Origin of the sequence: Marmoricola sp. OAE513, from assembly GCF_040546585.1 — a bacterium.
Lineage (GTDB): Bacteria > Actinomycetota > Actinomycetes > Propionibacteriales > Nocardioidaceae > Marmoricola.
On sequence record NZ_JBEPOC010000001.1, the window covers coordinates 354116 to 376159 of the forward strand.

Sequence of the window (22044 nt, forward strand, 5' to 3'; positions counted from 1 at the left end):
GCTGACGATGTCCACGGCCACCGCTGCGCGGACGACGGGACGGCGGCCCTCGCGCCTGCGGTCGACGTTGGGCACGCTGACCGTGCGCGGACGTGCCTTCGTGGCCGGCGGCGTCACGGCGGCGTTGTGCGGGCTGGCGCTCGGCGAGCGCGACCTGGTCCGGATCGGCGTGCTGGTGCTGCTGATCCCGGTGGTCACCGCCCTGGTGGTCGCGCGCACCGGACCGCGGCTGAGCCTGACCCGGACCATCGCCGCACCGGTGGTCGAGGTCGGCCAGGGCACGACTGTCCAGCTGCACCTGACCAACGTCGGCGCGCGGACCGGGCTGCTGCTCGTGGAGGAGCAGGTTCCCTGGGCACTGGGTCACCGACCGCGGTTCCTGATCGGCTGGATGCAGTCCGGCCGCAAGCGTCTGGTCCAGTACCCGGTCCAGGCCGAGGTCCGCGGCATCTACGAGGTCGGCCCGCTGTCGGTGAAGGTGGCCGACCCGTTCGGCATGCTCTCGCTGCAACGGGCCTTCCCGCGGACCACTCCCCTGGTCGTCGTCCCGGTGGTCGAGCCGCTGCCGGTGATCGGACCGATCGGCGCGTGGTCCGGGAGCGGCGACAACCGTCCGCGCCCGTTCTCCATCGGCAGCGCCGCGGACACGAGTGTCCGGGAGTACCGGCTCGGTGACGACCTCCGCCGGGTGCACTGGCGCAGCACGGCACGCACTGGCGAGCTGATGGTGCGTCGCGAGGAGCAGCCGTGGCACTCCCGCTGCACGCTCTTCATCGACAACCGGGCGGTCGCGCACCGCGGCAGCGGACCGGACTCCTCCCTCGAGCGCGCGGTGACCGCGACCGCGTCGATCGCGGTGCACCTGAGCCGGCTCGGGTTCCAGGTGCGTCTGGTCAGCGCCGACGGCAACGAGCTCGACCACGCCTGGCACGACGTGCCCGGTGGTGCGTCGACCGGTCCGATCCTCGAGCACCTCGCGGCCCTGGCCACGACCGCGGAGACCCGGATCAGCACTCCCTGGATCGACGAGGGCGGCACCGGTGGTCTCTTCATCGGCGTCCTCGGCGCGCTGGACGACCACGACCGCCGGGTCCTCGGTCGGCTGCACACCCAAGGAAGCTCGTCGTACGCCGTCTCGCTCGCCGTCGACTCCTGGTCACCCCGCGACCGGCTCGCCGGAGACGTGACCGGGACCAGCACCACCTACCTCCGCGAGCGCGGCTGGAAGGCAACCGACCTGAACCGCGCGGACTCGCTGCCTGCGGTGTGGAAGGAGCTCGGCCGATGACCGAGCGGACCGCCTTCACCCTCGCGGGCTCCCTGGTCGCCGCCGTCCTCGGGTGGGTCGCCATCTGCTCGTGGCGCGGCCTGGTCGAGCACCCGGCACAGTTCAGCGGGCCGGCGCTCGTCGCCGCTCTCCTGATCGCCCTGGTCGGCTCGGCCGGGCGCGTCCTGCGGCTCCGCTGGTACGCCGTCCTCCCCCTGCAGCTGGTCGTCGTGACCGTCTGGTTCCACCACCGGCAGCGCGCCGACGACCTGCTCGGCGGGTGGGTCCCGACGCCGCACGGTCTCGCCGAGCTCTTCGGTCAGGTCCGCGACGGGGCCGAGGCGATCAACAGCTACGGGGCCCCGGTCTCGGCGAGCTTCGTCGACGCGCCGGTCTACCTGATCGCCGTCGGAGCCGGCGTCGTGCTGCTGGTCGACCTGCTGGCCTGCGGGCTGCGGCACCCCGCGTGGGCAGGCCTCCCGGTCCTGGTGGCGGTCACGATACCGATCAGTGTTCTGGACGGCGGCCTGCCGGTCCCGGTGTACGTCGGCACCGCGCTCGGCTTCGCGCTGCTGCTCGCGGTGCTCGAGGCCGATCGTGCGATGGCCTGGGGACTCGCCTCCGACACGCGCGGTGTCAACAAGGACGACCCGGTGCTGCGGCTCGGCGCCCTGGGCGCACCAGCGCTCGGCATCGGCGCGGCGACGACCGCGGCGGCCTTGGTGCTGTCCCTCGGCGTACCGGTCGGCGACGGGTTCTTCCGCGAGTCCGGCAAGGGTGGCGGCACCGGTTCCGGCGAGGCCAAGAGCGTGTCGCTGACCAACCCGCTGGTGAACCTGCGCCGCGACCTGGTGCGCAACGACCACCTGCCGCTGCTCGACGCGACGACGGATGCGTCCGACCCGACGTACGTCCGCCTGACCGTCCTCGACCGGTTCCGCAAGGACGCCTGGGTGCCGTCCCCGCGCAGCCTCGAGGCGGCGGACGCGGCCGACGGTCGGCTCCCGGAACCGGAAGGCCTGAGCCCGGGTCGACCGGGCAGCAGCTCGAGCTGGGACCTCGTGACCAGCCGTGCCTTCCGCACCACCTGGCTGCCGACGCCGTACTCGACCCGGACGATCAGCATCGACGACGGCGACTGGCGCTACGACCCGAATTTCCTCGACATCGCCAACGTCGACGACACCCCGCCGACCGGGGTCGGGTACCGGCTGACGGCGTTCACCCCGGCCTTCAGCTCCGCCGCACTCGACCAGGCCCCGGCGCCCCCGCCGGACGTCCTGGAGACGATGACCGCGACGCCGGACCTGCCGAAGGTCGTCACGGACATCGCGACGGAGATCACCGCGGCGGGCAAGACCCAGTACGCCAAGGCGGTGCTGCTGCAGGACTGGTTCCGCAGCAAGGGCGGCTTCACCTACTCCCTCGCGCCGGCCGCCGGGGAGGGGCTCGAGCAGCTGGCCAGGTTCGTGACGACGGACAAGGTCGGGTACTGCGAGCAGTTCGCGGCGACGATGGCGCTGATGGCGCGGTCGCTGGGCATCCCGGCGCGGGTCGTCGTCGGGTTCCTCTCCCCGAGCGAGTCCTCGGGGACCGACCTGACCTACACCAGCGACGACCTGCACGCCTGGCCGGAGATCTACTTCCGGGGCTACGGGTGGGTGCGGTTCGAACCGACGCCGAGCACCCGGACCGGGAGCGCTCCGAACTGGACCCGCGGCAACGTCGACCGACCGGACCCGGCACTGCCGACGACGACGCAGGCACCGGAGACGAGCGCGCCGGCGCCGACCGCGAAGCCGGACGCCGAGGTCGACCCGGTCGAGCCGACCCGGTCGACCTCGACCCCGGTCCTGCCGATCGCGGTCGGTGCGCTGCTGCTCCTGCTGGTGGCCGCGGTCACGCCGCGCGCGCTCCGGAACCGCCAGCGGATGCGCCGCCTGGATCCCAAGGCCGACCCGCGGGCCGACGTCGAAGGACTCTGGGACGAGCTCCGGGCCACCTGCCTGGACCACGGCATCGCCTGGCCCGAGACGCGGTCGCCGCAGATGATCGCGGACCTCGTCGCGGACCGGGTGTTCCGCTCGGACACCAGCAGCCGCACCGCCGAGGACCGCGCCGTGCTGGAGACGCTGGTGCGCCTGGTGGAGCGTGCCCGCTACCAGGAGAGGTTCGAGCCGGACGAGCTCGACCGGCTCGAGGCGCTGGAAGCGGTCGGTCGGTGGTCGGACCTGATCGAGCTGGCGGTCACCACCCGACAGGCACGGCTCGCGGCGTGGGCGCCGCGGTCACTGTTCGCCGGCGCGGGCCGGGCCGTGGCCGCCAGGAACGAGAACAGCCTCAGCGACCTGCGCTGAGGCTGTGCCGGGCTCGATCTCGAGACCTGAGCTTTCAGTAACCGCCCTGGTCGCGACGGTTCTGCCAGCGCTGCTCCATGCGCTGCATGAACGTGCCCTGCTTGCGCGGACGACGCTGACGCTTCGGGCGGCTGACGCGACCGGCACGACCACCGTCGATCGCCTCGAAGCGGTGCGGGTGGTCGTCGAAGTCGAAGAGGGCGTCGGGACCGGCCGGACGCTCATCAGGAACCTGGTGTCCCCGCCACGCAGCGAGACCCACCATGGCGGAGGCCAGCATGACGACGAAGCCGAGAGCGCCGAGCAGGACCGAGACGGTGCCGGCGTCGGTCATCACGCCGCCGAGCAGCATCGCGATGCCGCCGAGGAAGACGAGACCGGCGGCCAGCGAGCGCATCCGCGCCGCCTGGCGGAGCGTCCGGCCCTGAAGGGCGGAGACGAACTTGGGGTCCTCCGCGGCGAGCGCGCGTTCCATCTGCTCGAGCAGACGGAGCTCTTCTTCCGAGAGCGGCACGGGTTCCTCCAACGGACAGATGGTGATCCAACACCACAAGTCTAGGCAGGCACTGGGCAACGCGGTACCCGAGATCGCGAATTCATAGGGAAAGTCGGGACCTGCGCGGGCGGGGCGACCGGACGCTCCTCACGGGCGGCGGCGCCCGAGCAGGGTCGCAGGGCGGATCGTTCCGCTCCCGAAGCGCTGTCCCGCCCGGTCCACGGCGCGGTCTGCCTCGGACCAGCCCCGTTCGCGCTCGCCCAGCGTCATCTGCCGGTCGGCGCTGCTCCGCGCCCGCAGCCCCTCGACCCGGACCCCCACCAGGCGGATCCCGCGCTGGTTGCGCAGGGCCGCGAACAGCGCCGCCGCAGCGGCGTACACCTCGGCGGTGACGTCGGTCGGGTCAGGCAGCGTCCGGGACCGCGTGATGGTCTCGAAGTCGCTGTACCGGACCCGGATCGCCACGGTCCTCCCGACCAGGTCGGCGCGCCGCATCCGGGACGTGACCTTGGTGGCGAGCCGGAGCAGCTCGGCGTTGATCGCGTCGGGGTCGGCGGTGTCGCGGGAGAACGTCTCCTCGGCCCCCATGCTGCGCTCGGGGTCGTCGTCGGAGCGGCGCGGGGTCAGCGTGCTGCGGTCGGTGCCCCAGGCGAGCTCGTGCAGGTGCACCCCCGAGGCCTTGCCGACCATCAGCTTCAGGGTGGGCAGCTCGATGGCGGCGATGTCACCCACGGTGAGCAGGCCGAGCTTGTGCAGCTTGGCACGGGTCTTGGGCCCGACTCCGAAGAGCTCGCCGACGTCGAGCGGGTGCAGGTACTCGATGACCCGGTCGGGCGGGACCATCAGCACTCCGTCGGGCTTGGCCCGTCGACTGGCGAGCTTGGCCACCGAGACCGTGCCGGCCAGCCCGACCGAGCAGGTGATCCGCTGCTCGTCGTAGATCGTGGCGCGCAACCGCTCCGCGATCTGCAGCGGCGTGCCCATCCGTCGTCCGGCGCCGGAGACGTCGAGGAACGCCTCGTCCAGCGAGTACGCCTCGACCTGGGGCGTGACCTGCCGGAAGGTCTCCATCACCGAACGCGACACGGCCTCGAACTCGCTGAACTCCGGGGACAGCCGGACCGCCTGCGGGCAGAGCCGTTGCGCCTCGCGCCCGGACATCCCGGAGCGGACCCCGAAGTCGCGGGCCGGGTAGTTGGCGGCGAGCACCACACCGCGGTGTCCCCCTCCGATCAGGACAGGGACGTGGTGGAGGTCGGGTCGGTCGCGCAGCATCACCGAGGCGTAGAACGCGTCCATGTCGACGTGGAGGATGTGGCACTCCTCCGACCCGTCCTGCGGGTTCACGCGCTGCGCCTGGTTGCGCTGTCGTCAGCCGACGTCCGCTTTGCTGCGCTCCGCCTTGCCAGCCACCACCCCTGAACCTGCGAGCTCTCAGGAGTCGACTCAGGAGGCGGCGCAGGCGGCGACTCAGGCGGTGGCGAGGAGGTGGATCTGACCGGCCAGGGCGAAGAACTCGGTACGACCGGCCACCGCGCGCTCGAGCTCGACCAACCCGGCGACGGCGCCCGGCTCCAGGTCCAGCAGCGTCGAGGGGACGAGGTCCGCGAAGACGCGGATGCCTTGCACGTCGGTGACGGTGAAGCCGGCGTCGACGAGAAGGCCCTCGGCCTCGTCCGCGGTGAACCGACCCTCGGGCGACGTCGAGTCGTCGAGGGCTGCGCGAGCGGCGTCGAACTGACCAGCCATCGCCCGGGCGAGCACGGCCGCGTGCCGCTGGTTGACGAGGAGGCTGAGCGCTCCGCCAGGACGCAGCGCGGCGTGGATCGTGGCGAGCGCCTCGGCCGGGTCGGCGACCAGCCCGAGCACGTCGTGGCAGAGCACCAGGTCAGCGCTACCGGCCTCGACCAGCTCGCCGAGCGAGGCGAGGTCACCCTGTTCGGCGATGACCCGGTCGGCGACGCCACGCTCGGCGGCGCGACGACCCAGGGCCGCGAGCGCGTCGGGGCTGGGATCGATGACCGTGACCTCGTGGCCGAGCTCGGCCACCCGGACCGCGAACCCGCCCGTGCCACCGCCGATGTCGACCACGGTCTGGTCGGCAGCCTGGTCGAGCCGGGCACGGCAGGTGTCCCAGAGGACCGCCGTCCGCACGGAGGCTCGGCGTTCCAGAGGGCGCTCAGGGTCCATGCCTCAAACACTAGGGCACCTCGACCAACGTCGAGTCCTGACGTTGCCAGGTGCGGCGCAGGGCACGGCGGAGGGCGCAGGGCTCCTTCGTGCGCAGCGAGCTCACGCGACGACCACGCGGCCCGGTGCCGTGCATGGCGACGTCAGGCCACGCGAATGGACTGGTGCTCGACCAGCCCCAAGGACGTCTCGACGAGCGCGAGGAAGCGGTCGGCGTCACGGACGAGGTCGTCGGCCTCGCGCTCGGTCACGGCACGGCGCGAACCAGCCTCGGCGGCCGACCGCTTCTGGGCGCCCGAGGAGAAGAACGCGGCCCACTCGCTGAACTCCGGCGCGACCTCGGCGAGCAGCACCCAGGCGTTCTTCTGGCGTCGGCGTGCGACCGGCGTCGGCTGGGTGCGGGCGGCCAGCAGCGCCGCAGTCGCCCGCAGTGCCGACACGTGCGCCAGCGCGTACCGCTGCGGCACGTCGTCGGAGGTGATGGCCTCGCGCAAGGACTCCGCCGAGCGCTCGAGGTAGGAGTGCGTCGCGGCCGGGAGCTGGACGTTCATCGCAGGTCGGGACTGGTAGGACATCGGGTCTCAGTCCAGCGAGCCGGCCAGGCGCCAGACGCCCTCGGCTCCGTCGAAGGTGAGGTCGAAGACGCCGAAACCCGGGTCGTCCTCGGTGGCGACGGCGCGACCGCGGGCCGCGGTCACGCGCCAGACGAGGCGCTCGGTCATCAGGGCGGACCGGCCGGGAGCGTCCTCGGGTCGCCGGAGCCACCAGGCGCCGGCTTCCACCCAGTGCGACAAGATCTCGCGCACCTGCCAGAGCCGGCCGCGCCACAGGAACTGCTGCGGGCCGTCCTCGGGCAGGGGGTCGAGCCGCAGGTCAGGCCGGAGGTCGGTCAGGACGGAGCCCGGGCCGTCCGCCCCGTAGCCGGGGACAGGACCCTTCCGAACCTCCACCAGGTCTTGGTATGTCTGCACCGTCTTGCTCCTTCCCATCTCCTCGGCCGTCACCGGTTGTGTCGGTGCTCCGGTGGAGAGTGGGGGTCGAAGTCACCCTCCACCGGAGCGTCATTCGAACATCTGTTCGAATGAATCCAAGGTACACCTCCCCACCGACACCACGTCAAGCCCCCGCGCGGCACCTGGGATACGTTCGCCGCATGACCGAGCAGTCCCAGGACGAGCACCCCTCGATCGCCCGCTTCCGCGCCCGGCTGACCGAGCTCGGCGGCGCAGGCCGGATCGTCGTGCTCCCCGACTCGGTGCACACGGCCGCGCTCGCCGCCGAGGCGCTCGGCTGCGCGGTGGGCGCGATCGCCAACAGCCTGCTCTTCGCCGCACCGGCGGAGTCCGGCGACCTCGAACCGGTCCTGATCCTGACCTCGGGCGCGCACCGCGTCGACGTGGAGCTGGTGGCCGCCGCCATCGGAGCGAGCGCCCTGCGCCGCGCGAAGCCCGAGTTCGTCAAGGAGCACACCGGCCAGGTGATCGGGGGCGTCTCCCCGATCGCCCACCCGGCTCCGATCCGCACCTACCTGGACCGCGCCCTGGCGTCGTACGACGTGCTCTGGGCCGCGGCCGGCGCACCCGGCGGCGGTCTTCTCCACCGACTACCCCGAGCTGCTCGCCCTGACCGGGGCCACCGAGATCGACGTGAACTGAGGACCCGATGGAGATCTGGATCAACCCTGCCTGCAGCAAGTGCCGGGTTGCGACCGACGAGCTCGACGCCGCCGGTATCGAGTACACCGTCCGGCGCTACCTCGACGACCCACCGTCGGTCGCCGAGCTGCGCGAGGTCCTCGACCGGATGGGGCTCGACCCCTGGCACGTCGCGCGGACGGCCGAGACCCGGGAGGCCGGCATCGACCTCCCCCGCGACGCCGCCCACCGCGAGGACTGGATCGCCGCGATGGTCGCGAACCCGCGCACGATCCAGCGACCCATCGTCACCGCCACCGACGGCACCACGGTGGTCGCGCGCGACGCCGAGACGCTGAAGGCGATCGTCGAGCGCGGCTGACGAGCCGGGTGGTGCCCGACTAGGGGGTCGGGCCGTAGAGACCCGCCGTGTACTGCTCCCCGTAGTACTCGTCGAGCTCCTCCAGGCTGAGCTCGGAGGCGTCGAGCCGCTGGGCGATCACCGCGCGGCGCGGCACGGTGCCGGTCGGGTCCCAGGTCTCCGGTTCCCACAGACCCGACCGCAGGAAGGCCTTGGCGCAGTGGTGGAACAGCTCGTCGATGTCGACGACGACGGCCAGGACCGGTCGGTGGCCCTTGACCACCATCTGGTCGAAGAACGGTGCGTCCGAGACGAGTCGGGCACGCCCGTTGACCCGCAGCGTGTCACCGCGACCGGGGATGAAGAAGGTGAGCCCGACGTGCGGGTTCTCAAGGATGTTCTTGTACCCGTCCGCCCTCCGGTTGCCCGGTCGCTCGGCGATCGCGATCGTGACGTCGTCGATCACGTGCACCAGGTCGCCGGCCGGGTCGCCCTTCGGCGAGGCGTCGCAGGCACCGTCCGCCGACGACGTGGCCATCACGCAGAACGGGGACGCCGCGAGCCAGTCGCGGTCGAGGTCGGTCAGCGCGTGCCTGGCCTTGTCCCGGGCGCGCGGCAGCGGCTCCCCGATGAGGGCCACCAAGGCGTCCAGGTCAGCGATCTCGGTCATCTCCACCCGGCTGACGGTACGCCGCGAGCGGGACCCGGCTCGACCGAATAACGCCGGATAGCCTCTCGCCATGGACCTTCTCCCCCTGGTGTTCTCCAGCGGTTGGGCCAGCGGCGTCAACGCCTACCTGGCTGTCCTCGTGCTCGGCCTCTCGGAGCGGTTCGGCTCGTTCGCCGACCTTCCCGACGCACTCGGACGCACCGAGGTGCTCCTCGCCGCCGCGGTGATGGCTTCGATCGAGTTCTTCGCCGACAAGATCCCGTACGTCGACTCCACCTGGGACGCGATCTCCACGATCGTCCGTCCTGCCATCGGCACCACGATCGCCCTGCTGGTCTCGGGGGACGCGACCTCGCTGGAGCAGGCCGGGTACGCCGCGCTCGGCGGCGGCACCGCCCTCGCGAGCCACAGCGTCAAGGCGGGGGGCCGACTGGCGCTGAACACCTCCCCCGAGCCCTTCACCAACATCGCTGCCAGCCTGGTCGAGGACATCGCGGTGGTCGGCATCGTCCTGGTCGCGATCCGGCACCCCTGGTTGGCCGGCGCCGTCTGCCTGGTGCTGCTCGTCGTCGGGCTGGTGCTGCTGCGGCTCGCACTCAGGCTGGTCCGCCGCGGCTGGAGACGCTGGAAGAACAGGACCGCGCCGGCCTGAGGCCGACCGCTGGCACACACCCCTAAGGTGTGCGCATGGCGCGCGTAGTGGTGATCGGTGGCGGGTTCGGCGGACTGGCGAGTGCGGCCCGGCTGGCCAAGCTCGGCCACGAGGTGACCCTGCTCGAGGCGCGCGACACCCTGGGTGGTGCGCTCGGGTACGTCGAGAAGGACGGGTTCCGCTGGGACGAGGGCCCGACCAGCACCTTGCTGCCGGCGGTGATCCGGGACTTCTTCCGCAAGTCAGGACGCCCCGCCGAGAAGGAGATCGACCTCGTCCCCGTCGAGCCGGTGGCGCGGCACCGGTTCGAGGACGAGACCGTGCTCGACCTTCCCGGCGGCAGTCGCGCTGCCCAGCTCGAGGCTGTCGAGCGCGCGTTCGGCAACGGCGCCGGGGAGAAGTGGACGAGCTACGTCGACGACTTCGCCGAGGTGTGGGAGGTCCTGCGCAAGGACTGGTTCGAGCGTCCGTTCTTCCCCGAGCACGCCGCCAAGCAGACGCTTGCCCTGCTCGAGACCCGCCTGACGCTGCACAAGATGGTCACCAAGGAGTTCAAGGACAAGCGCCTCCAGCTGCTCGCGATGCACGCGGCGAAGTTCGAGGGGCACGACCCGCGCAACGTGCCGGCCTGGGTCGGTGTCTGGTCCTACGTCGAGCAGAACTTCGGCGCCTGGACGCTCCCGGGGGGCATGGGGCAGCTCGTCGACGTGCTCGCCGACCGTCTGAGCACCCGCGGCGTCACCGTCGTCAGCGGGAGCACGGCTCTGGACCTGGTCGTGGAGAACGGCGCCGTGGTCGCCGTACGGACGGAGTCCGGTGACCACGCCGCCGACGCCGTGGTGGTGGCGATGGACCCGCGCCGCCTGCCCGCGCTCGCCAAACACGTCGAGCGCACGATGCCGGCGATCCCGCCGGTGATGTCGTACATCGGCGTCACCGGTGAGGTGCCCGACCTGCCGCACGAGGTCGTCCTGCACGGCGACCCCACCATCGTGCTGCGGACGACGGGCACGGCACCCGAGGGCGCGCACGCCTGGACCCTGCTCGGCCGGGGCCAGCTCGCCGAGGACATCGTGACCGCGCTCGCCCGGCGCGGCATCCGGGTCCGCGACCAGGTCGAGGTCCGGGTCGACCGGTCCCCGCGCGAGCTCGTCGAGCACTGGAACGGTTCGCCGTTCGGGGTGCTGTGGCAGGGCCGCGGCACCGTCAAGCACCGCGTCGGCACGCAGTCACCGATCAGCGGGGTGTACCTCGCCGGCGCGCACACGACCCCGGGAGCAGGCCTTCCCAGCGTCGGCCTCTCGGCAGCGCTGGTGGCCCAGCTGATCGGGCCCGCTTAGGCGTGTCGGTTTCACACCAGGTGGTGGGAAACCGACAGAACAGCCTGATACTTCGGGCAGTTCGCGAGGTTTCACACCAGATGGTGTGAAACCGTCACGCGTTGACGGCGAGAGCGGCGTAGATCTCGCGGGTCGCCTTGCTCCGGTTCAGCGTGTAGAAGTGCAGGCCCGGCGCGCCGCCGGCGAGCAGGTCGTCGCAGAGCTCCGTGGCGATCCGGATGCCCTCGGCGCGCACCGCCTCGGGGTTGTCGGCCAGCGGCTCGATGCGGTCGAGGACCTCCTGCGGCATCTCCCGCCCGGAGAGCTCGACCATCTTCTTCATCGAGCCGATCGCCAGGATCGGCATGATGCCCGGGATGATCGGCATGTCGATACCGGCGGCGCGGCTGCGCTCGACCAGACCGAAGTAGTCCGACGCACGCAGCACCATCTCCGTGACGCCGAACTCGGCGCCCGCGTCGTACTTGGCCTTCATGACCGCGACGTCGGAGTCCAGCGAGGTCGAGTCGCGGTGGCCCTCGGGGAACACCGCCACGCCGATCGAGAACTGGTCCCGCGCTTTCACCAGGCCGACGAGGTCGGCCGCGTAGTCGACACCACCCTCGGTGCTGACCCACGCCGTTCCGGGACCACCGGCCGGGTCACCGCGCAGCGCCAGCACGTTGGAAACCCCGGCATCTGCCAGGGAGTCGAGGATCTCGCCGAGCTCCTCGACGGTGTGGCCGACGCAGGTCAGGTGCGCCATCGGCGTCATCGAGGTCTCCCGGGCGATCCGACCCGTGATCTCGATGGTCCGGTCACGGGTGGTACCGCCGGCGCCGTACGTGACGGAGACGAAGGTGGGCTTCAGCTCCTCCAGCTCGCCCAGGGAGCGCCACAGCACTTCTTCGCCGGCCTCGTCCTTGGGAGGAAAGAACTCGAAAGAGAAGGAGCGCTCGCCCTGACCCAGGAGGGTCGCGATGCTGTCAGGTCGTCCCGTCGCCATGGCAGTGAGAATACGAGCGATACGCTCGGCGCGTGACCGAGTCTCAGGAAGTCGTGCTGCCCACCTGGGACCCCGGGGCGTTCCGCGACGGCATCGAGGAGTGCGTCCAGCGCTTCATCGACGACCAGGCGACCTGGCTCTCGGCGCTCGGCGAGGACGCCGACCGGTTGGTCGAGCACGCGCGGGTCAGCGTCTCCGGCGGGAAGCGCTTCCGGGCCGCCTTCTGCTGGTGGGGTTTTCGGGCCCTGGCCGAGCCGACCGACGATGCCACGGCGACCGCTCTGCTCCGCGCCTGCGCCTCGCTCGAGCTGCTGCACGCGAGCGCGCTGGTGCACGACGACTACATGGACGCCTCCGACGTCCGCCGTGGCCGTCCGGCCACGCACCGCGCCTTCGAGACCCTGCACCGCGAGCGGGGTTGGAACGCCGACGCGGCCCAGTACGGCGCCTCCGCGGCCATCCTCCTCGGCGACCTGCTGCTGTCCTGGTCCGACGAGCTGCTGCGCACCTGCGGGCTGCCGGCCGAGCGGGTGCTCGCCGCGCTCGGCTTCTTCGACCTGACCCGCACCGAGGTGGTCACGGGCCAGTTCCTCGACGTCTCGGCGCAGGCCCGTGGCACCACCGACGTCGAGGTCGCGATGCAGGTGGTCCGCTACAAGTCGGCCAAGTACTCCATCGAGCGACCGCTGCACCTGGGCGCCGCGCTGGCCGGAGCTTCGCCGGAGGTGATCGAGCAGCTGACCCGCTTCGGCCTTCCCCTGGGCGAGGCGTTCCAGCTGCGCGACGACCTGCTCGGCGTCTTCGGGGATCCTGCGGTGACCGGCAAGCCGGCCGGCGACGACCTCTCCGAGGGCAAGCGCACCGTGCTGATCGCGCTGGCGCTCGACGGCCTCGGGCCGGCCGACCGCGCGCACCTGGACAGCAGCCTGGGAGGTCCGCTGACCGAGGACGAGGTGGCCGGGCTGCGCCGCCTGATCCGGGCGAGCGGTGCCGAGGCGCAGGTGGAGGAGATGATCACCGATCTGACCGACAGGGCTCTGGCGGCGCTGGAGGTGGCCGACGTCCGCGACGAGGCCCGCAGCGTCCTGCGCGAGCTGGCCGCCGCTGCGACCCAGCGCGGGTTCTAGGACGCCGGTGCGCGGGATCTTTTTCGACGAGGACGCGGCTCGTGACGTCGAGCGGCAGCTGGCCGCCGACGGCTACGAGGTCGAGGTCGCCCGGGAGCGGTACGCCGGCGAGGACGACGACGAGGACCACCCCTGGGCGGTGCTGACCGATGCCCCGGCGATCGTGCTCGAGCTGCTCGTCGACCAGCACGACGGCTGGCTCGACGACGTCGTACCGGACGCTGCTCCGCCGCTGGTGCTGCCCCCGGCAGCGCTGCCTGACAGCCCGAAGCGGCTGCACCGAAACGAGTGAGGCCTACAGCGACATCGCCTGGGCTCGACGCTTGACCTCGGACCCACGGTTCTCGCGCAGCGCGTCGATCGGGCGCCCCGGGAGCGAGTCGTCCGCGGTGAACATCCACGCGAGGATCTCGCGGTCCTCGAAGTTGCCGTCGTGCAGCGTCGTGAGCAGTCCCGGGACGCCCTTGACGATGGCACCGTCCATGATGAGCTCGGCCGGGACCAGCTGTCCGAGGCCGGGAGCGGGCACCGCGGCGGCGAGCTGGTGCTCGCGGATGTACTGCCGGACCTTGCTCACGGTGACGCCCAGCTCAGCTGCCGCGCCCTTCCAGTCGAGCCAGTCGGTGATCAGCTCGGACAGGTCGACGTCGCCGGGAGCGGTGGAATCGGTCACGAGACCATGCTGCCAGCAAGGGCCGCGCTCCCGCGATTCCGGGTCCCGAGCAACTAAACTTCAGCACTGACCGGGACCTTCCCCACCGGTCGACGATGGAGGACGCTGTGGAGCGCAAGGACACGGGTCGTGCTGACGACCCGCTGATCGGGCGCGTTCTCGACGGCCGGTACCAGATCGGGGAGCAGGTCGCGAGCGGCGGCATGGCGACCGTCTACCAGGCCGAGGACCTGCGCCTGGAGCGGACCGTCGCGGTGAAGGTGATGCACGCCGGCCTCGTCGACGACCCCGAGTTCGTCGCCCGTTTCGAGCGCGAGGCGCGTTCCGCCGCCCGCTTGTCCCACCACAACGTCGTCTCCGTGTTCGACCAGGGTGCCGATCGCGGCACGCTCTTCCTGGTGATGGAGTACGTCCCGGGAATCACCCTGCGCGACGTGATCCGCCGCGAGGCCCCGATCGACGCCGGCCGAGCCCTGGCGCTGATCGAGCCGGTGCTGGCCGCGCTCGCCGCCGCGCACGCCGCCGGCATCATCCACCGGGACGTGAAGCCCGAGAACGTCCTGATCGCCGACGACGGCCGGGTCAAGGTCGCCGACTTCGGGCTGGCCCGCGCCGTCAACGCGGAGACGCAGCACACCGCGGCGGGCGGCGTCCTCATCGGCACGGTGTCCTACCTCTCCCCCGAGCTCGTCGTCGACGGCAGGGCCGACGCCCGCTCCGACGTGTACGCCGCCGGGGTGCTGATCTACGAGATGCTCACCGGGGTCAAGCCGCACCAGGCCGAGAACCCGATCCAGGTGGCTTACAAGCACGTGCACGAGGACATCCCGGCGCCGTCCCTGCGGGTGCCGGAGCTGCCGGCGTACGTCGACGCGCTGGTCGCGCGCGCGACCGCCCGCGACCGCGACCTCCGCCCCTCCGACGCGCGGGTGCTGCTGCACCAGGTACGTCGGGTGCGCCAGGCGCTGGACCACGGGATCGTCGACGATCCCGAGCTCGTGGCCGACCTGCTGCCGAGCTCGCGGCACCAGCCCGACAGCATCCCGACCGGGGTGATCCCGGTGGACCGCGCGGCGGTCCGGGCCCACGACGAGGTCTACGACCAGGCCGCCGACGCGGACTACGACGACTACACCGAACCGGTCGTGCGGACCGGGCCCGTGCGGACCGGGCCCGTGCGGACCGGGCCTCTGCCCACCGGATCGGTCCGGCCGCCTACACGGGACTCCGTTCCGCCGCCGCTCCCGCCGGAGGCGCGACGTCCGCTCGCCGAGGAGCCCGTCGTCCCGGGGCCGAAGCGCGACCGGTCGCGGCGCCGCGGCATGTGGGCGCTCGTCGCCGTCCTCGTCCTGGCACTGGCCGCTGGCGTCGGCGCGTGGCAGCTCGGCCGGTACACGACCGTGCCGTCGCTGGAAGGTCTGCAGGTCGCGGATGCGAAGACCAGGTTGGCCCGGGCCGACCTGAAGCTGCGGCTCGGGACCCCGGAGTACTCCACCGAGGTGGCGAAGGACTCCATCATCGGCACGAACCCGGATCCCGGGGACCGGATCGGCAAGGGCGACACCGTGACGGTCGTCGTGTCGCTGGGCCCCGAGCTCACCGCCGTCCCGACATTGAAGGGGAAGACCGTGGCCGAGGCGACCGCGATCCTCGAGGGCGTGAAGCTCGAGGTCGGCACCGTGACCCAGCGGTACGCAGAGACCATCCCCAAGGGACAGGTGATCCGGTCCAACCCCGCCGCCGGCGAGGACCAGCCGCTGGGCACGCTGATCGACCTGACCGTCAGCAAGGGCCGGGAGCCGGTGGCGATCCCGAACTACACGGGCAAGAAGGCGAAGACGGCCGAGAAGAAGCTCAAGGAGCTGGGCTTCCAGGTCCGCTTGACCGAGGACTTCAGCGACACCGTCAAGACCGGGGACGTCATCTCGCAGACCCCGAACTCGGGCAAGGGTTTCAAGAAGGACACGATCACGCTGGTCGTCTCCAAGGGCGTCGAGATGATCGAGATCCCGAAGGTGCGGCGCAAGAGCGCCACCGAGGCCCAGGCTCTGCTCGAGGGCCTCGGGTTCCGGGTCGAGGTCCGCCAGAGCGCGCTCTACCTCGGGTACAACGTGGTCGCCGGTTCGGACCCGGACGCCGGAACGCTGGCGCCCCACGGGAGCGTCGTCGTCCTGACGGTCATCTAGGACGACGGGCTCGCGCAGGGCGCCAGCGTCGTGTGCCGGGGCCCGAGGTTCAGAGGCTCGGGGCTCGGGACACGGGCCGGGCCGGGTCCGGGGCCGGCGGCCTCAGGCCCGGATCAGTCGACCAGGACGGGCACCGGCTCCTCGGCGACCTGGCCCCGCCTGATCACGAACGTGACCAGGAACAGCGTCACCACGAGCATGACCGTCGCCGCCTCGAAGGCCGCGTGCGCCCCGGACAGGAACACCGCGTGCGCGTGCTGCACACCGTCGAGGACTCCTGCGGGGTCGGCGTTGCGGGCCGCGTGACCGGAGACGGTCACCAAGCCTGCCAGCCCGAGGGCCGAGCCGACCTGCTGGGCGACGTTGACCAGTCCGGCCGCAGCGCCGGCCTCGTGCGGCTGGACACCGTGCAGGGCCGAGGACGTCAGCGGGACGAAGGCCAGGCCGTTGCCCAGACCGAGGAGCACGAGTGAGACGACCACGTCCCCGTACCCGCTGTGCACGTCGAGCTGGGTCAACCAGACCAACGAGGCCAGGCTGAGAACTCCACCGACGATCATCACGATCCGCTCACCGAGACGCTCGACGAGGAATCGGGAGCTCGACTGCGAGGCGAGGAACACGCCCGCAGTCATCGGCAGGAACGCGAGCCCGGCCTGGATCGGCGTGAACTCCAGGACGTCCTGCAGGTACTGGGTCAAGTAGAAGAACGCGCCCATCGCACCGGCGATCAGGAACATCCGAGCGAGCAGCGCCCCGCTGCGGACCCGGCTCGCGAACAAACCGAGCGGGGTGATCGGCTCGTCGGCGCGACGCTCGATCGCGATGAAGGCGACCACCAGGGCGACACCGCCGATGACCGACGTCAGGGTGACCACGCTGCTCCAACCGGCCGAGGCCGCGTGCACGAAGCCGTAGACCAGTCCGGAGACACCAGCGGTGGACGTCACCGCGCCGGCCAGGTCGAACCGGCCGCGGCGCCGCGGGGTGTGCGGGACCGAGAGCCACGCCGTGGTCGCGACGGCGATGCCGATCGGGACGTTCACGAGCATCACCCAGCGCCACGAGGCGAACTCGGTGAGGATGCCTCCGACCACGAGGCCGAAGGACACACCGCCGACCGAGACGGCCGTGTACAGACCGAGCGCTCGGGTGCGCTCCCGGCCCTCGGGGAACATCGTCGTCAGCAGGGACAGGGACGCGGGAGCGGCGAGCGCCGCGCCCAGGCCCTGGACCGCCCGGGAAACGACCAGGGCGGCTCCCGAGGTGGCGAACCCGCCGGCCAGGGAGGCGAGCGTGAAGATCGCGATCCCGACCAGGAAGGTGGGGCGCCGACCCAGCAGGTCGCCGGCACGCGCTCCCAGCAGGAGCAGTCCGCCGAAGGTCAGGCTGTAGGCGTTGAGGACCCAGGACAGCCCGGTGGCACTGAAGCCGAGCGCTTCCTGCATGTTCGGCAGGGCCACGTTGACGATGCTGAGGTCGAGCACGACCATCAGCTGGGCGATGAGGATGGTGGCCAGGACCAGACCACGCCGGTCACGGCTCGGGTTCTTGATGTGCTCGGTCTCGTCTGGTGCAGAGGTCGCCGGGTTCTCGGCGATAAGTTGTTCGGACACGGTGTGATCCGCCTTTGGGTGAAGGGTTGTTCAGCCGGTGGGCTGAGGTAATATATGGAGGGCGCCTCCACTTACTATACGGAGGGTGCCTCCGTTTATGCAAGGGACATGTGGAATGACTGATGCGACGCCCGCCGACGGCGCGCCCAAGCTTCGGGCCGATGCCGCGCGCAACCGAGCCAAGCTGGTCACCACTGCCCGGGACGTGTTCACCGCCGAGGGCGGCGAGGCTTCCCTCGAGCAGATCGCCAAGGCCGCCGGCGTCGGCATCGGCACGCTGTACCGACACTTCCCGACGCGTCTGGACCTCCTCGAGGCCGTCTACCGCGACGAGGTCGATCTCCTGCGGGAAGCCGCGGAGAAGGTGATCCCGAACCACTCCCCTGTCGAGGCGCTGGAGCTGTGGCTGGCAGCCTTCGTGGACTACGCCGCGACCAAGCGGCACATCTTCGCCGAGCTCGTCGAGGCCGTCGGGCGCGAGTCCGAGCTGATGACGCACTCGCGCGGAGTCATCTACGGCAACGCCGAGGTGCTCGTGACCCGTGCGCAGGAAGCAGGCGAGATCCGCTCGGACGTCACCTCACCCGACGTGCTGCGCCTCGTGGGTGGCTGCACGATGATGCCGAACTTCGACCGGGAGCAGACCGAGCGCATCCTGAAGATCGTCATGGATGGTCTGCGCGCGACGTAGCGGACCGGCCGGGCGTCTCGCGGGCCGAAATCAGTGTCCGGCTGGTGGACGCCCGCACTAGGGTCTGCCCCATGGTTGTGGTGATGGCCCCTGATGCCACTGACGAGCAGATCGCCCACGTCACGGAGCGCGTCGAGGGAGTCGGCGGGCAGGCATTCGTGTCCCGCGGGGTGGTCCGGACGATCATCGGACTGGTCGGCGACATCGAGTCGTTCCACGGCCTGAACCTGCGCAGCATGGCCGGCGTCGCCGCCGTGCACCGCATCTCCGATCCCTTCAAGCTGGTCAGTCGCCAGCACCACCCGGACCGCTCGACGGTCTGGGTCGGCCCTGCTGGCCACCAGGTGCCGATCGGTCCCGAGACCTTCACGTTCATCGCCGGCCCGTGCGCGGTCGAGACACCGACGCAGACGTTGGAGGCCGCCGAGATGGCCAAGGCCGCCGGCGCGACGCTGCTGCGCGGGGGCGCCTACAAGCCGCGGACGTCGCCGTACGCGTTCCAGGGTCTCGGAGTGAAGGGCCTGGAGATCCTGGCCGACGTCCGCGAGACGACCGGTCTGCCGATCGTGACCGAGGTCGTCGACGCCCGGGACGTGACGGTGGTCGCCGAGCACGCCGACATGCTCCAGATCGGCACCCGCAACATGGCCAACTTCGGGCTGCTCCAGGCAGTCGGTGACGCCGGCAAGCCCGTGCTGCTCAAGCGCGGCATGACCGCCACCATCGAGGAGTGGCTGATGGCGGCGGAGTACATCGCCCAGCGCGGAAACCTCGACGTCGTGCTCTGCGAGCGCGGCATCCGGACCTTCGAGCCGTCCACCCGGAACACCCTCGACATCTCGGCCGTCCCGGTGATCCAGGGCATCAGCCACCTGCCGATCATCGTCGACCCGTCGCACGCCGGCGGCCGCAAGGACCTGGTCGTGCCGCTGTCGAAGGCGGCCATCGGGGTCGGCGCCGACGGTGTGATCGTCGACGTGCACCCGGACCCGGAGACGGCGCTGTGCGACGGTCCGCAGGCGCTGCTCGGCAACGAGCTGCGCGCCCTGGCCCAGGCCGTGCGCCAGATCCCGCCGGTCGTCGGGCGCGTCGACGCCGGAGAACGGGTCCGACGCTGAAGCCCGGGCGGTGCGAGAGCCGCCCCGTCGACTTGTGCGTGACACCCCTCGGTCCAGATCCCCAAGGCCATAGTCGATTTTGAGCCTCCGAAGCTCAGAACCGTGGAGACCCGCTCGGGTTCTGGACCGGACGAGCTCAAAACTGAAAGTCATGGCTGGGTTCTGAGAGCTCGCGGGTCAGAACCGGGGTCAACGCCTGAGTTCGGCGCCTGAGTTCGGCGCCGGGGGCCAGCGCCGGGGGCCAGCGCCAGGGGCCAGCGCCGGGGCCCGGTCGGCTCGACGAGGCAGCAGGGGCCTGTCAGGCCTTGCGGAGCATCTCGGCGACGAGGAACGCGAGCTCCAGCGACTGCACGCGGTTCAGGCGCGGGTCGCACACCGACTCGTAGCGGTTGCCGAGATCCATCTCCGCGAGGTCCTCGAGCCCGCCGACGCACTCGGTGACGTCGTCACCGGTGAGCTCGACGTGGATGCCGCCCGGCCAGGTGCCCAGTGCCCGGTGCACGTCGAAGAAGCCCTGCACCTCGGCGGTGACGTCGGACAGGCTGCGGGTCTTGTAGCCCGACGAGGCCTCGTAGGTGTTGCCGTGCATCGGGTCGCAGACCCACGCGACCTGGACGCCCGCGGCCTCGACCTTCTCCACCAGCGGCGGCAGCAGGTCGCGGATCTTGCCCGCCCCCATCCGGGTGATGAACGTGAGTCGGCCGGCCGTGTTCTCCGGGTTGAGCTTGGCAGCCAGCGCGATGGCGTCGTCGGCGCTCGTCGTCGGACCGAGCTTCACGCCGATCGGGTTCTTGATCCTGCTGAGCAGCTCGACGTGTGCGCCGTCGAGCTGACGGGTGCGCTCTCCGATCCAGACGAAGTGGCCGGACACGTCGTAGGGCTGCTCGGTGCGGGAGTCGATGCGCGTCATCGCGTGCTCGTACTCCAGCACCAGCGCCTCGTGGCTCGAGTGCATCTCGACCCGGTGGAACTCGTCCGGGTCGGCGCCGATCGCCTTCATGAAGGTCAGCGCGCGGTCGATCTCGTTGGCGACGGCCTCGTAGCGGCTGCCCACGGCCGAGCCCTGCACGAAGTCGGTGTTCCAGGCGTGCACCTGGCGCAGGTCGGCGTAACCACCGGTGGTGAACGCACGCACGAGGTTCAGCGTCGAGGCCGACGAGTGGTAGACGTCGACGAGCCGCTGCGGGTCCGGGATCCGGGCCGCCTCGGTGAACTCGTAGCCGTTGACCGCGTCGCCCCGGTACGCCGGGAGGGTGACGGGTCCGATCCCGGGCAGGTCACGCGTCTCGAAGTCGCTCGAGCGCGGCTTGGCGTACTGACCGGCAAAGCGGCCGAGCTTCACCACCGGCACCGAAGCCGCGTAGGTCAGCACGACGGCCATCTGCAGGATCACGCGGAGCTTGTTCCGGATGATGTCGGCGGTGACCCCGTCGAAGGTCTCGGCGCAGTCGCCACCCTGGAGCAGGAACGCCTCACCCCTGCTGACCGCCGCGAGCTTGGCGGTCAGGTCGTCGCACTCCCCCGCGAAGACGAGCGGCGGAAAGGACCGCAGCTTGGCCACGGCGTCGTCGACCGCGGCGCTGTCCGGGTACGTCGGCTGCTGCGCCGCGCCGAGGGCGTGCAGCGCTGCGAGATCGGGGATCGAGGAATTCGGGTCCAGCACCCGCCAAGCCTACGTGGCCACGCGCGGCGGCTGGGAATAGGTGTCCGGACGGGGCCGTTCGCCCACCATGACTACCGCAGTGGTCGCTACCGGTTTCGGTGGACCCGAGAACCTGGCCCTGGTCGACGTCGACGTTCCGGCACCCGGCCCGGGCGAGGTCGCGATCTCCGTGCTCGCGTGCGGGGTGAACCCCGCCGACATCAAGTCCTACAACGGTGCGTTCGGCACGGACCCGAGCAAGCTCCCGCTGCGCCTGGGCTTCGAGGCTGCCGGAGTCGTCACGGCCGTCGGACCGGACGCGGACGGACCCGAGGGCCCGATCGCTGTGGGCGACGAGGTGATCGCGTTCCGCATCTCCGGCGCGTACGCCGGGGACGTCGTGGTCCCGGCCAGCGCCGTGATCCGCAAGCCCTCCCACTTGGACTGGCCGGAGGCGGCCGGACTGATGCTCACCGGGGCGACCGCCGTGCACCTGCTCACCGCGACCGCGGTCGGCGAGAACGACACCGTCCTGATCCACGGCGCCTCCGGAGGTGTCGGCCTGATGGCGGTCCAGCTGGCGGTTCTGCGTGGCGCCTCCGTCGTCGCGACCGCCAGCGAGAAGCGCCACGGCCTGCTTGAGGAGCTCGGGGCGGAACCGGTCGTCTACGGGCCGGGACTGGCCGACCGGGTGCGCGAGGTGGCTCCCGGGGGCATCGACGTCGCGCTGGACCTGGTGGGCACCGACGAGGCCCTGGAGACGTCGCTCGCACTCGTCGCCGACCGCGACCGGATCGCGACGATCGCCAACTTCGCCCAGGGACCGGCCGCCGGCATCAAGGTTCTCGGCGGCGGACCTGGAGCCGATCCGGGCGAGGAGATCCGGGCGAGCGCCCGGGTCCCGCTCGCCCGGCACGCCGGTGACGGATCGCTGAAGGTGCACCTCGGAGCGACGTTCGGCCTCGACGAGGTGGCCGAGGCGCACCGCCTGCTGAACGACGGCAGGGCCTACGGCAAGGTCGTCCTGCTGCCTTGACCC

21 protein-coding genes and 1 pseudogene are annotated in these 22044 nt (G+C 71.3%); 12 read left to right on the top strand and 10 right to left on the bottom strand.

The window, feature by feature from the left end:
• The first annotated feature begins 7 nt into the window (after positions 1–7).
• Together ABIE44_RS01695 and ABIE44_RS01700 are read left to right on the top strand one after the other, a co-directional pair.
• Complete coding sequence (locus ABIE44_RS01695) at positions 8–1288, top strand: DUF58 domain-containing protein (RefSeq protein WP_209713224.1); 1281 nt, start codon at positions 8–10, stop codon at positions 1286–1288.
• Positions 1285–3624: a transglutaminase TgpA family protein gene (locus ABIE44_RS01700; protein ID WP_209713221.1), complete on the top strand. Its 2340-nt coding sequence runs from the start codon at positions 1285–1287 to the stop codon at positions 3622–3624. Before ABIE44_RS01695 ends, ABIE44_RS01700 begins: the two co-directional genes overlap by 4 nt.
• 34 nt (positions 3625–3658) lie before the next feature.
• On the opposite strand, the gene ABIE44_RS01705 is transcribed toward ABIE44_RS01700, so the two are convergent.
• The 5 genes from ABIE44_RS01705 to ABIE44_RS01725 form a co-directional block, all read right to left on the bottom strand.
• Positions 3659–4138 (bottom strand): SCO2097 family morphological protein, encoded by a 480-nt coding sequence (locus ABIE44_RS01705; RefSeq protein WP_209713219.1) that lies wholly within the window; start codon positions 4136–4138, stop codon positions 3659–3661.
• Between the two features lie 129 nt (positions 4139–4267).
• Positions 4268–5467, bottom strand: a complete 1200-nt coding sequence (gene dinB, locus ABIE44_RS01710; RefSeq protein WP_354437762.1) for a DNA polymerase IV — start codon at positions 5465–5467, stop codon at positions 4268–4270.
• Between the two features lie 123 nt (positions 5468–5590).
• Positions 5591–6310 (bottom strand): methyltransferase, encoded by a 720-nt coding sequence (locus tag ABIE44_RS01715; RefSeq protein ID WP_209713217.1) that lies wholly within the window; start codon positions 6308–6310, stop codon positions 5591–5593.
• Between the two features lie 143 nt (positions 6311–6453).
• Positions 6454–6885, bottom strand: a complete 432-nt coding sequence (locus tag ABIE44_RS01720; RefSeq protein ID WP_209713215.1) for an SAV_6107 family HEPN domain-containing protein — start codon at positions 6883–6885, stop codon at positions 6454–6456.
• A gap of 6 nt (positions 6886–6891) precedes the next feature.
• Positions 6892–7260 (bottom strand): DUF6504 family protein, encoded by a 369-nt coding sequence (locus ABIE44_RS01725; RefSeq protein ID WP_209713213.1) that lies wholly within the window; start codon positions 7258–7260, stop codon positions 6892–6894.
• A 203-nt stretch (positions 7261–7463) separates the two neighbouring features.
• Between ABIE44_RS01725 and ABIE44_RS01730 the strand changes: the two are divergent.
• Together ABIE44_RS01730 and ABIE44_RS01735 are read left to right on the top strand one after the other, a co-directional pair.
• A pseudogene (locus tag ABIE44_RS01730) lies at positions 7464–7835 on the top strand (YbaK/EbsC family protein); the annotation flags it as partial.
• 137 nt (positions 7836–7972) lie between these two features.
• Positions 7973–8326 (top strand): ArsC/Spx/MgsR family protein, encoded by a 354-nt coding sequence (locus ABIE44_RS01735; RefSeq protein WP_209713210.1) that lies wholly within the window; start codon positions 7973–7975, stop codon positions 8324–8326.
• A 19-nt stretch (positions 8327–8345) separates the two neighbouring features.
• Here ABIE44_RS01735 and ABIE44_RS01740 read toward each other — a convergent pair whose 3' ends face one another.
• The gene (locus ABIE44_RS01740) at positions 8346–8975 is read right to left on the bottom strand and encodes a pyridoxamine 5'-phosphate oxidase family protein (RefSeq protein ID WP_209713208.1); all 630 of its coding nucleotides are present in this window, start codon (positions 8973–8975) and stop codon (positions 8346–8348) included.
• Positions 8976–9045: 70 nt separating this feature from the next.
• Between ABIE44_RS01740 and ABIE44_RS01745 the strand changes: the two genes are divergently transcribed.
• Positions 9046–9627, top strand: a complete 582-nt coding sequence (locus tag ABIE44_RS01745; RefSeq protein WP_209713206.1) for a DUF4126 domain-containing protein — start codon at positions 9046–9048, stop codon at positions 9625–9627.
• 35 nt (positions 9628–9662) lie between these two features.
• On the top strand, positions 9663–10967 hold the full coding sequence (locus ABIE44_RS01750; protein WP_209713204.1) for a phytoene desaturase family protein: 1305 nt from the start codon (positions 9663–9665) through the stop codon (positions 10965–10967).
• 94 nt (positions 10968–11061) lie between these two features.
• Here ABIE44_RS01750 and metF read toward each other — a convergent pair whose 3' ends face one another.
• The gene (gene metF, locus ABIE44_RS01755) at positions 11062–11952 is read right to left on the bottom strand and encodes a methylenetetrahydrofolate reductase [NAD(P)H] (protein WP_209713202.1); all 891 of its coding nucleotides are present in this window, start codon (positions 11950–11952) and stop codon (positions 11062–11064) included.
• Between the two features lie 32 nt (positions 11953–11984).
• Between metF and ABIE44_RS01760 the strand changes: the two genes are divergently transcribed.
• Together ABIE44_RS01760 and ABIE44_RS01765 are read left to right on the top strand one after the other, a co-directional pair.
• A complete protein-coding gene (locus ABIE44_RS01760; protein WP_354437763.1) occupies positions 11985–13079 on the top strand; it encodes a polyprenyl synthetase family protein in 1095 nt (364 codons plus the stop codon).
• 7 nt (positions 13080–13086) lie between these two features.
• Positions 13087–13371, top strand: a complete 285-nt coding sequence (locus tag ABIE44_RS01765) for a hypothetical protein (protein WP_209713200.1) — start codon at positions 13087–13089, stop codon at positions 13369–13371.
• A 3-nt stretch (positions 13372–13374) separates the two neighbouring features.
• Here the strand turns inward: ABIE44_RS01765 and ABIE44_RS01770 are convergent, their stop codons facing one another.
• Positions 13375–13752 carry an Rv2175c family DNA-binding protein gene (locus tag ABIE44_RS01770; protein WP_209713198.1) on the bottom strand — a complete coding sequence of 126 codons (378 nt, stop codon included), beginning with the start codon at positions 13750–13752 and terminating at the stop codon, positions 13375–13377.
• A 95-nt stretch (positions 13753–13847) separates the two neighbouring features.
• Between ABIE44_RS01770 and pknB the strand changes: the two genes are divergently transcribed.
• A complete protein-coding gene (gene pknB, locus ABIE44_RS01775; RefSeq protein ID WP_209713196.1) occupies positions 13848–15938 on the top strand; it encodes a Stk1 family PASTA domain-containing Ser/Thr kinase in 2091 nt (696 codons plus the stop codon).
• Between the two features lie 113 nt (positions 15939–16051).
• Here pknB and ABIE44_RS01780 read toward each other — a convergent pair whose 3' ends face one another.
• Positions 16052–17554: an MFS transporter gene (locus ABIE44_RS01780; protein ID WP_354437764.1), complete on the bottom strand. Its 1503-nt coding sequence runs from the start codon at positions 17552–17554 to the stop codon at positions 16052–16054.
• A 115-nt stretch (positions 17555–17669) separates the two neighbouring features.
• Here ABIE44_RS01780 and ABIE44_RS01785 point away from each other — a divergent pair, with 115 nt between their 5' ends.
• Positions 17670–18245: a TetR/AcrR family transcriptional regulator gene (locus tag ABIE44_RS01785; RefSeq protein ID WP_209713194.1), complete on the top strand. Its 576-nt coding sequence runs from the start codon at positions 17670–17672 to the stop codon at positions 18243–18245.
• A 71-nt stretch (positions 18246–18316) separates the two neighbouring features.
• Positions 18317–19363 carry a 3-deoxy-7-phosphoheptulonate synthase gene (gene aroF / locus ABIE44_RS01790; RefSeq protein ID WP_209713192.1) on the top strand — a complete coding sequence of 349 codons (1047 nt, stop codon included), beginning with the start codon at positions 18317–18319 and terminating at the stop codon, positions 19361–19363.
• Between the two features lie 298 nt (positions 19364–19661).
• Here the strand turns inward: aroF and ABIE44_RS01795 are convergent, their stop codons facing one another.
• Positions 19662–21026, bottom strand: coding sequence for a class II 3-deoxy-7-phosphoheptulonate synthase (locus ABIE44_RS01795; RefSeq protein WP_354437765.1), 1365 nt, complete (start codon positions 21024–21026; stop codon positions 19662–19664).
• A gap of 67 nt (positions 21027–21093) precedes the next feature.
• Between ABIE44_RS01795 and ABIE44_RS01800 the strand changes: the two genes are divergently transcribed.
• Positions 21094–22041 (top strand): quinone oxidoreductase family protein, encoded by a 948-nt coding sequence (locus ABIE44_RS01800; RefSeq protein WP_209713190.1) that lies wholly within the window; start codon positions 21094–21096, stop codon positions 22039–22041.
• Positions 22042–22044: the final 3 nt, after the last annotated feature.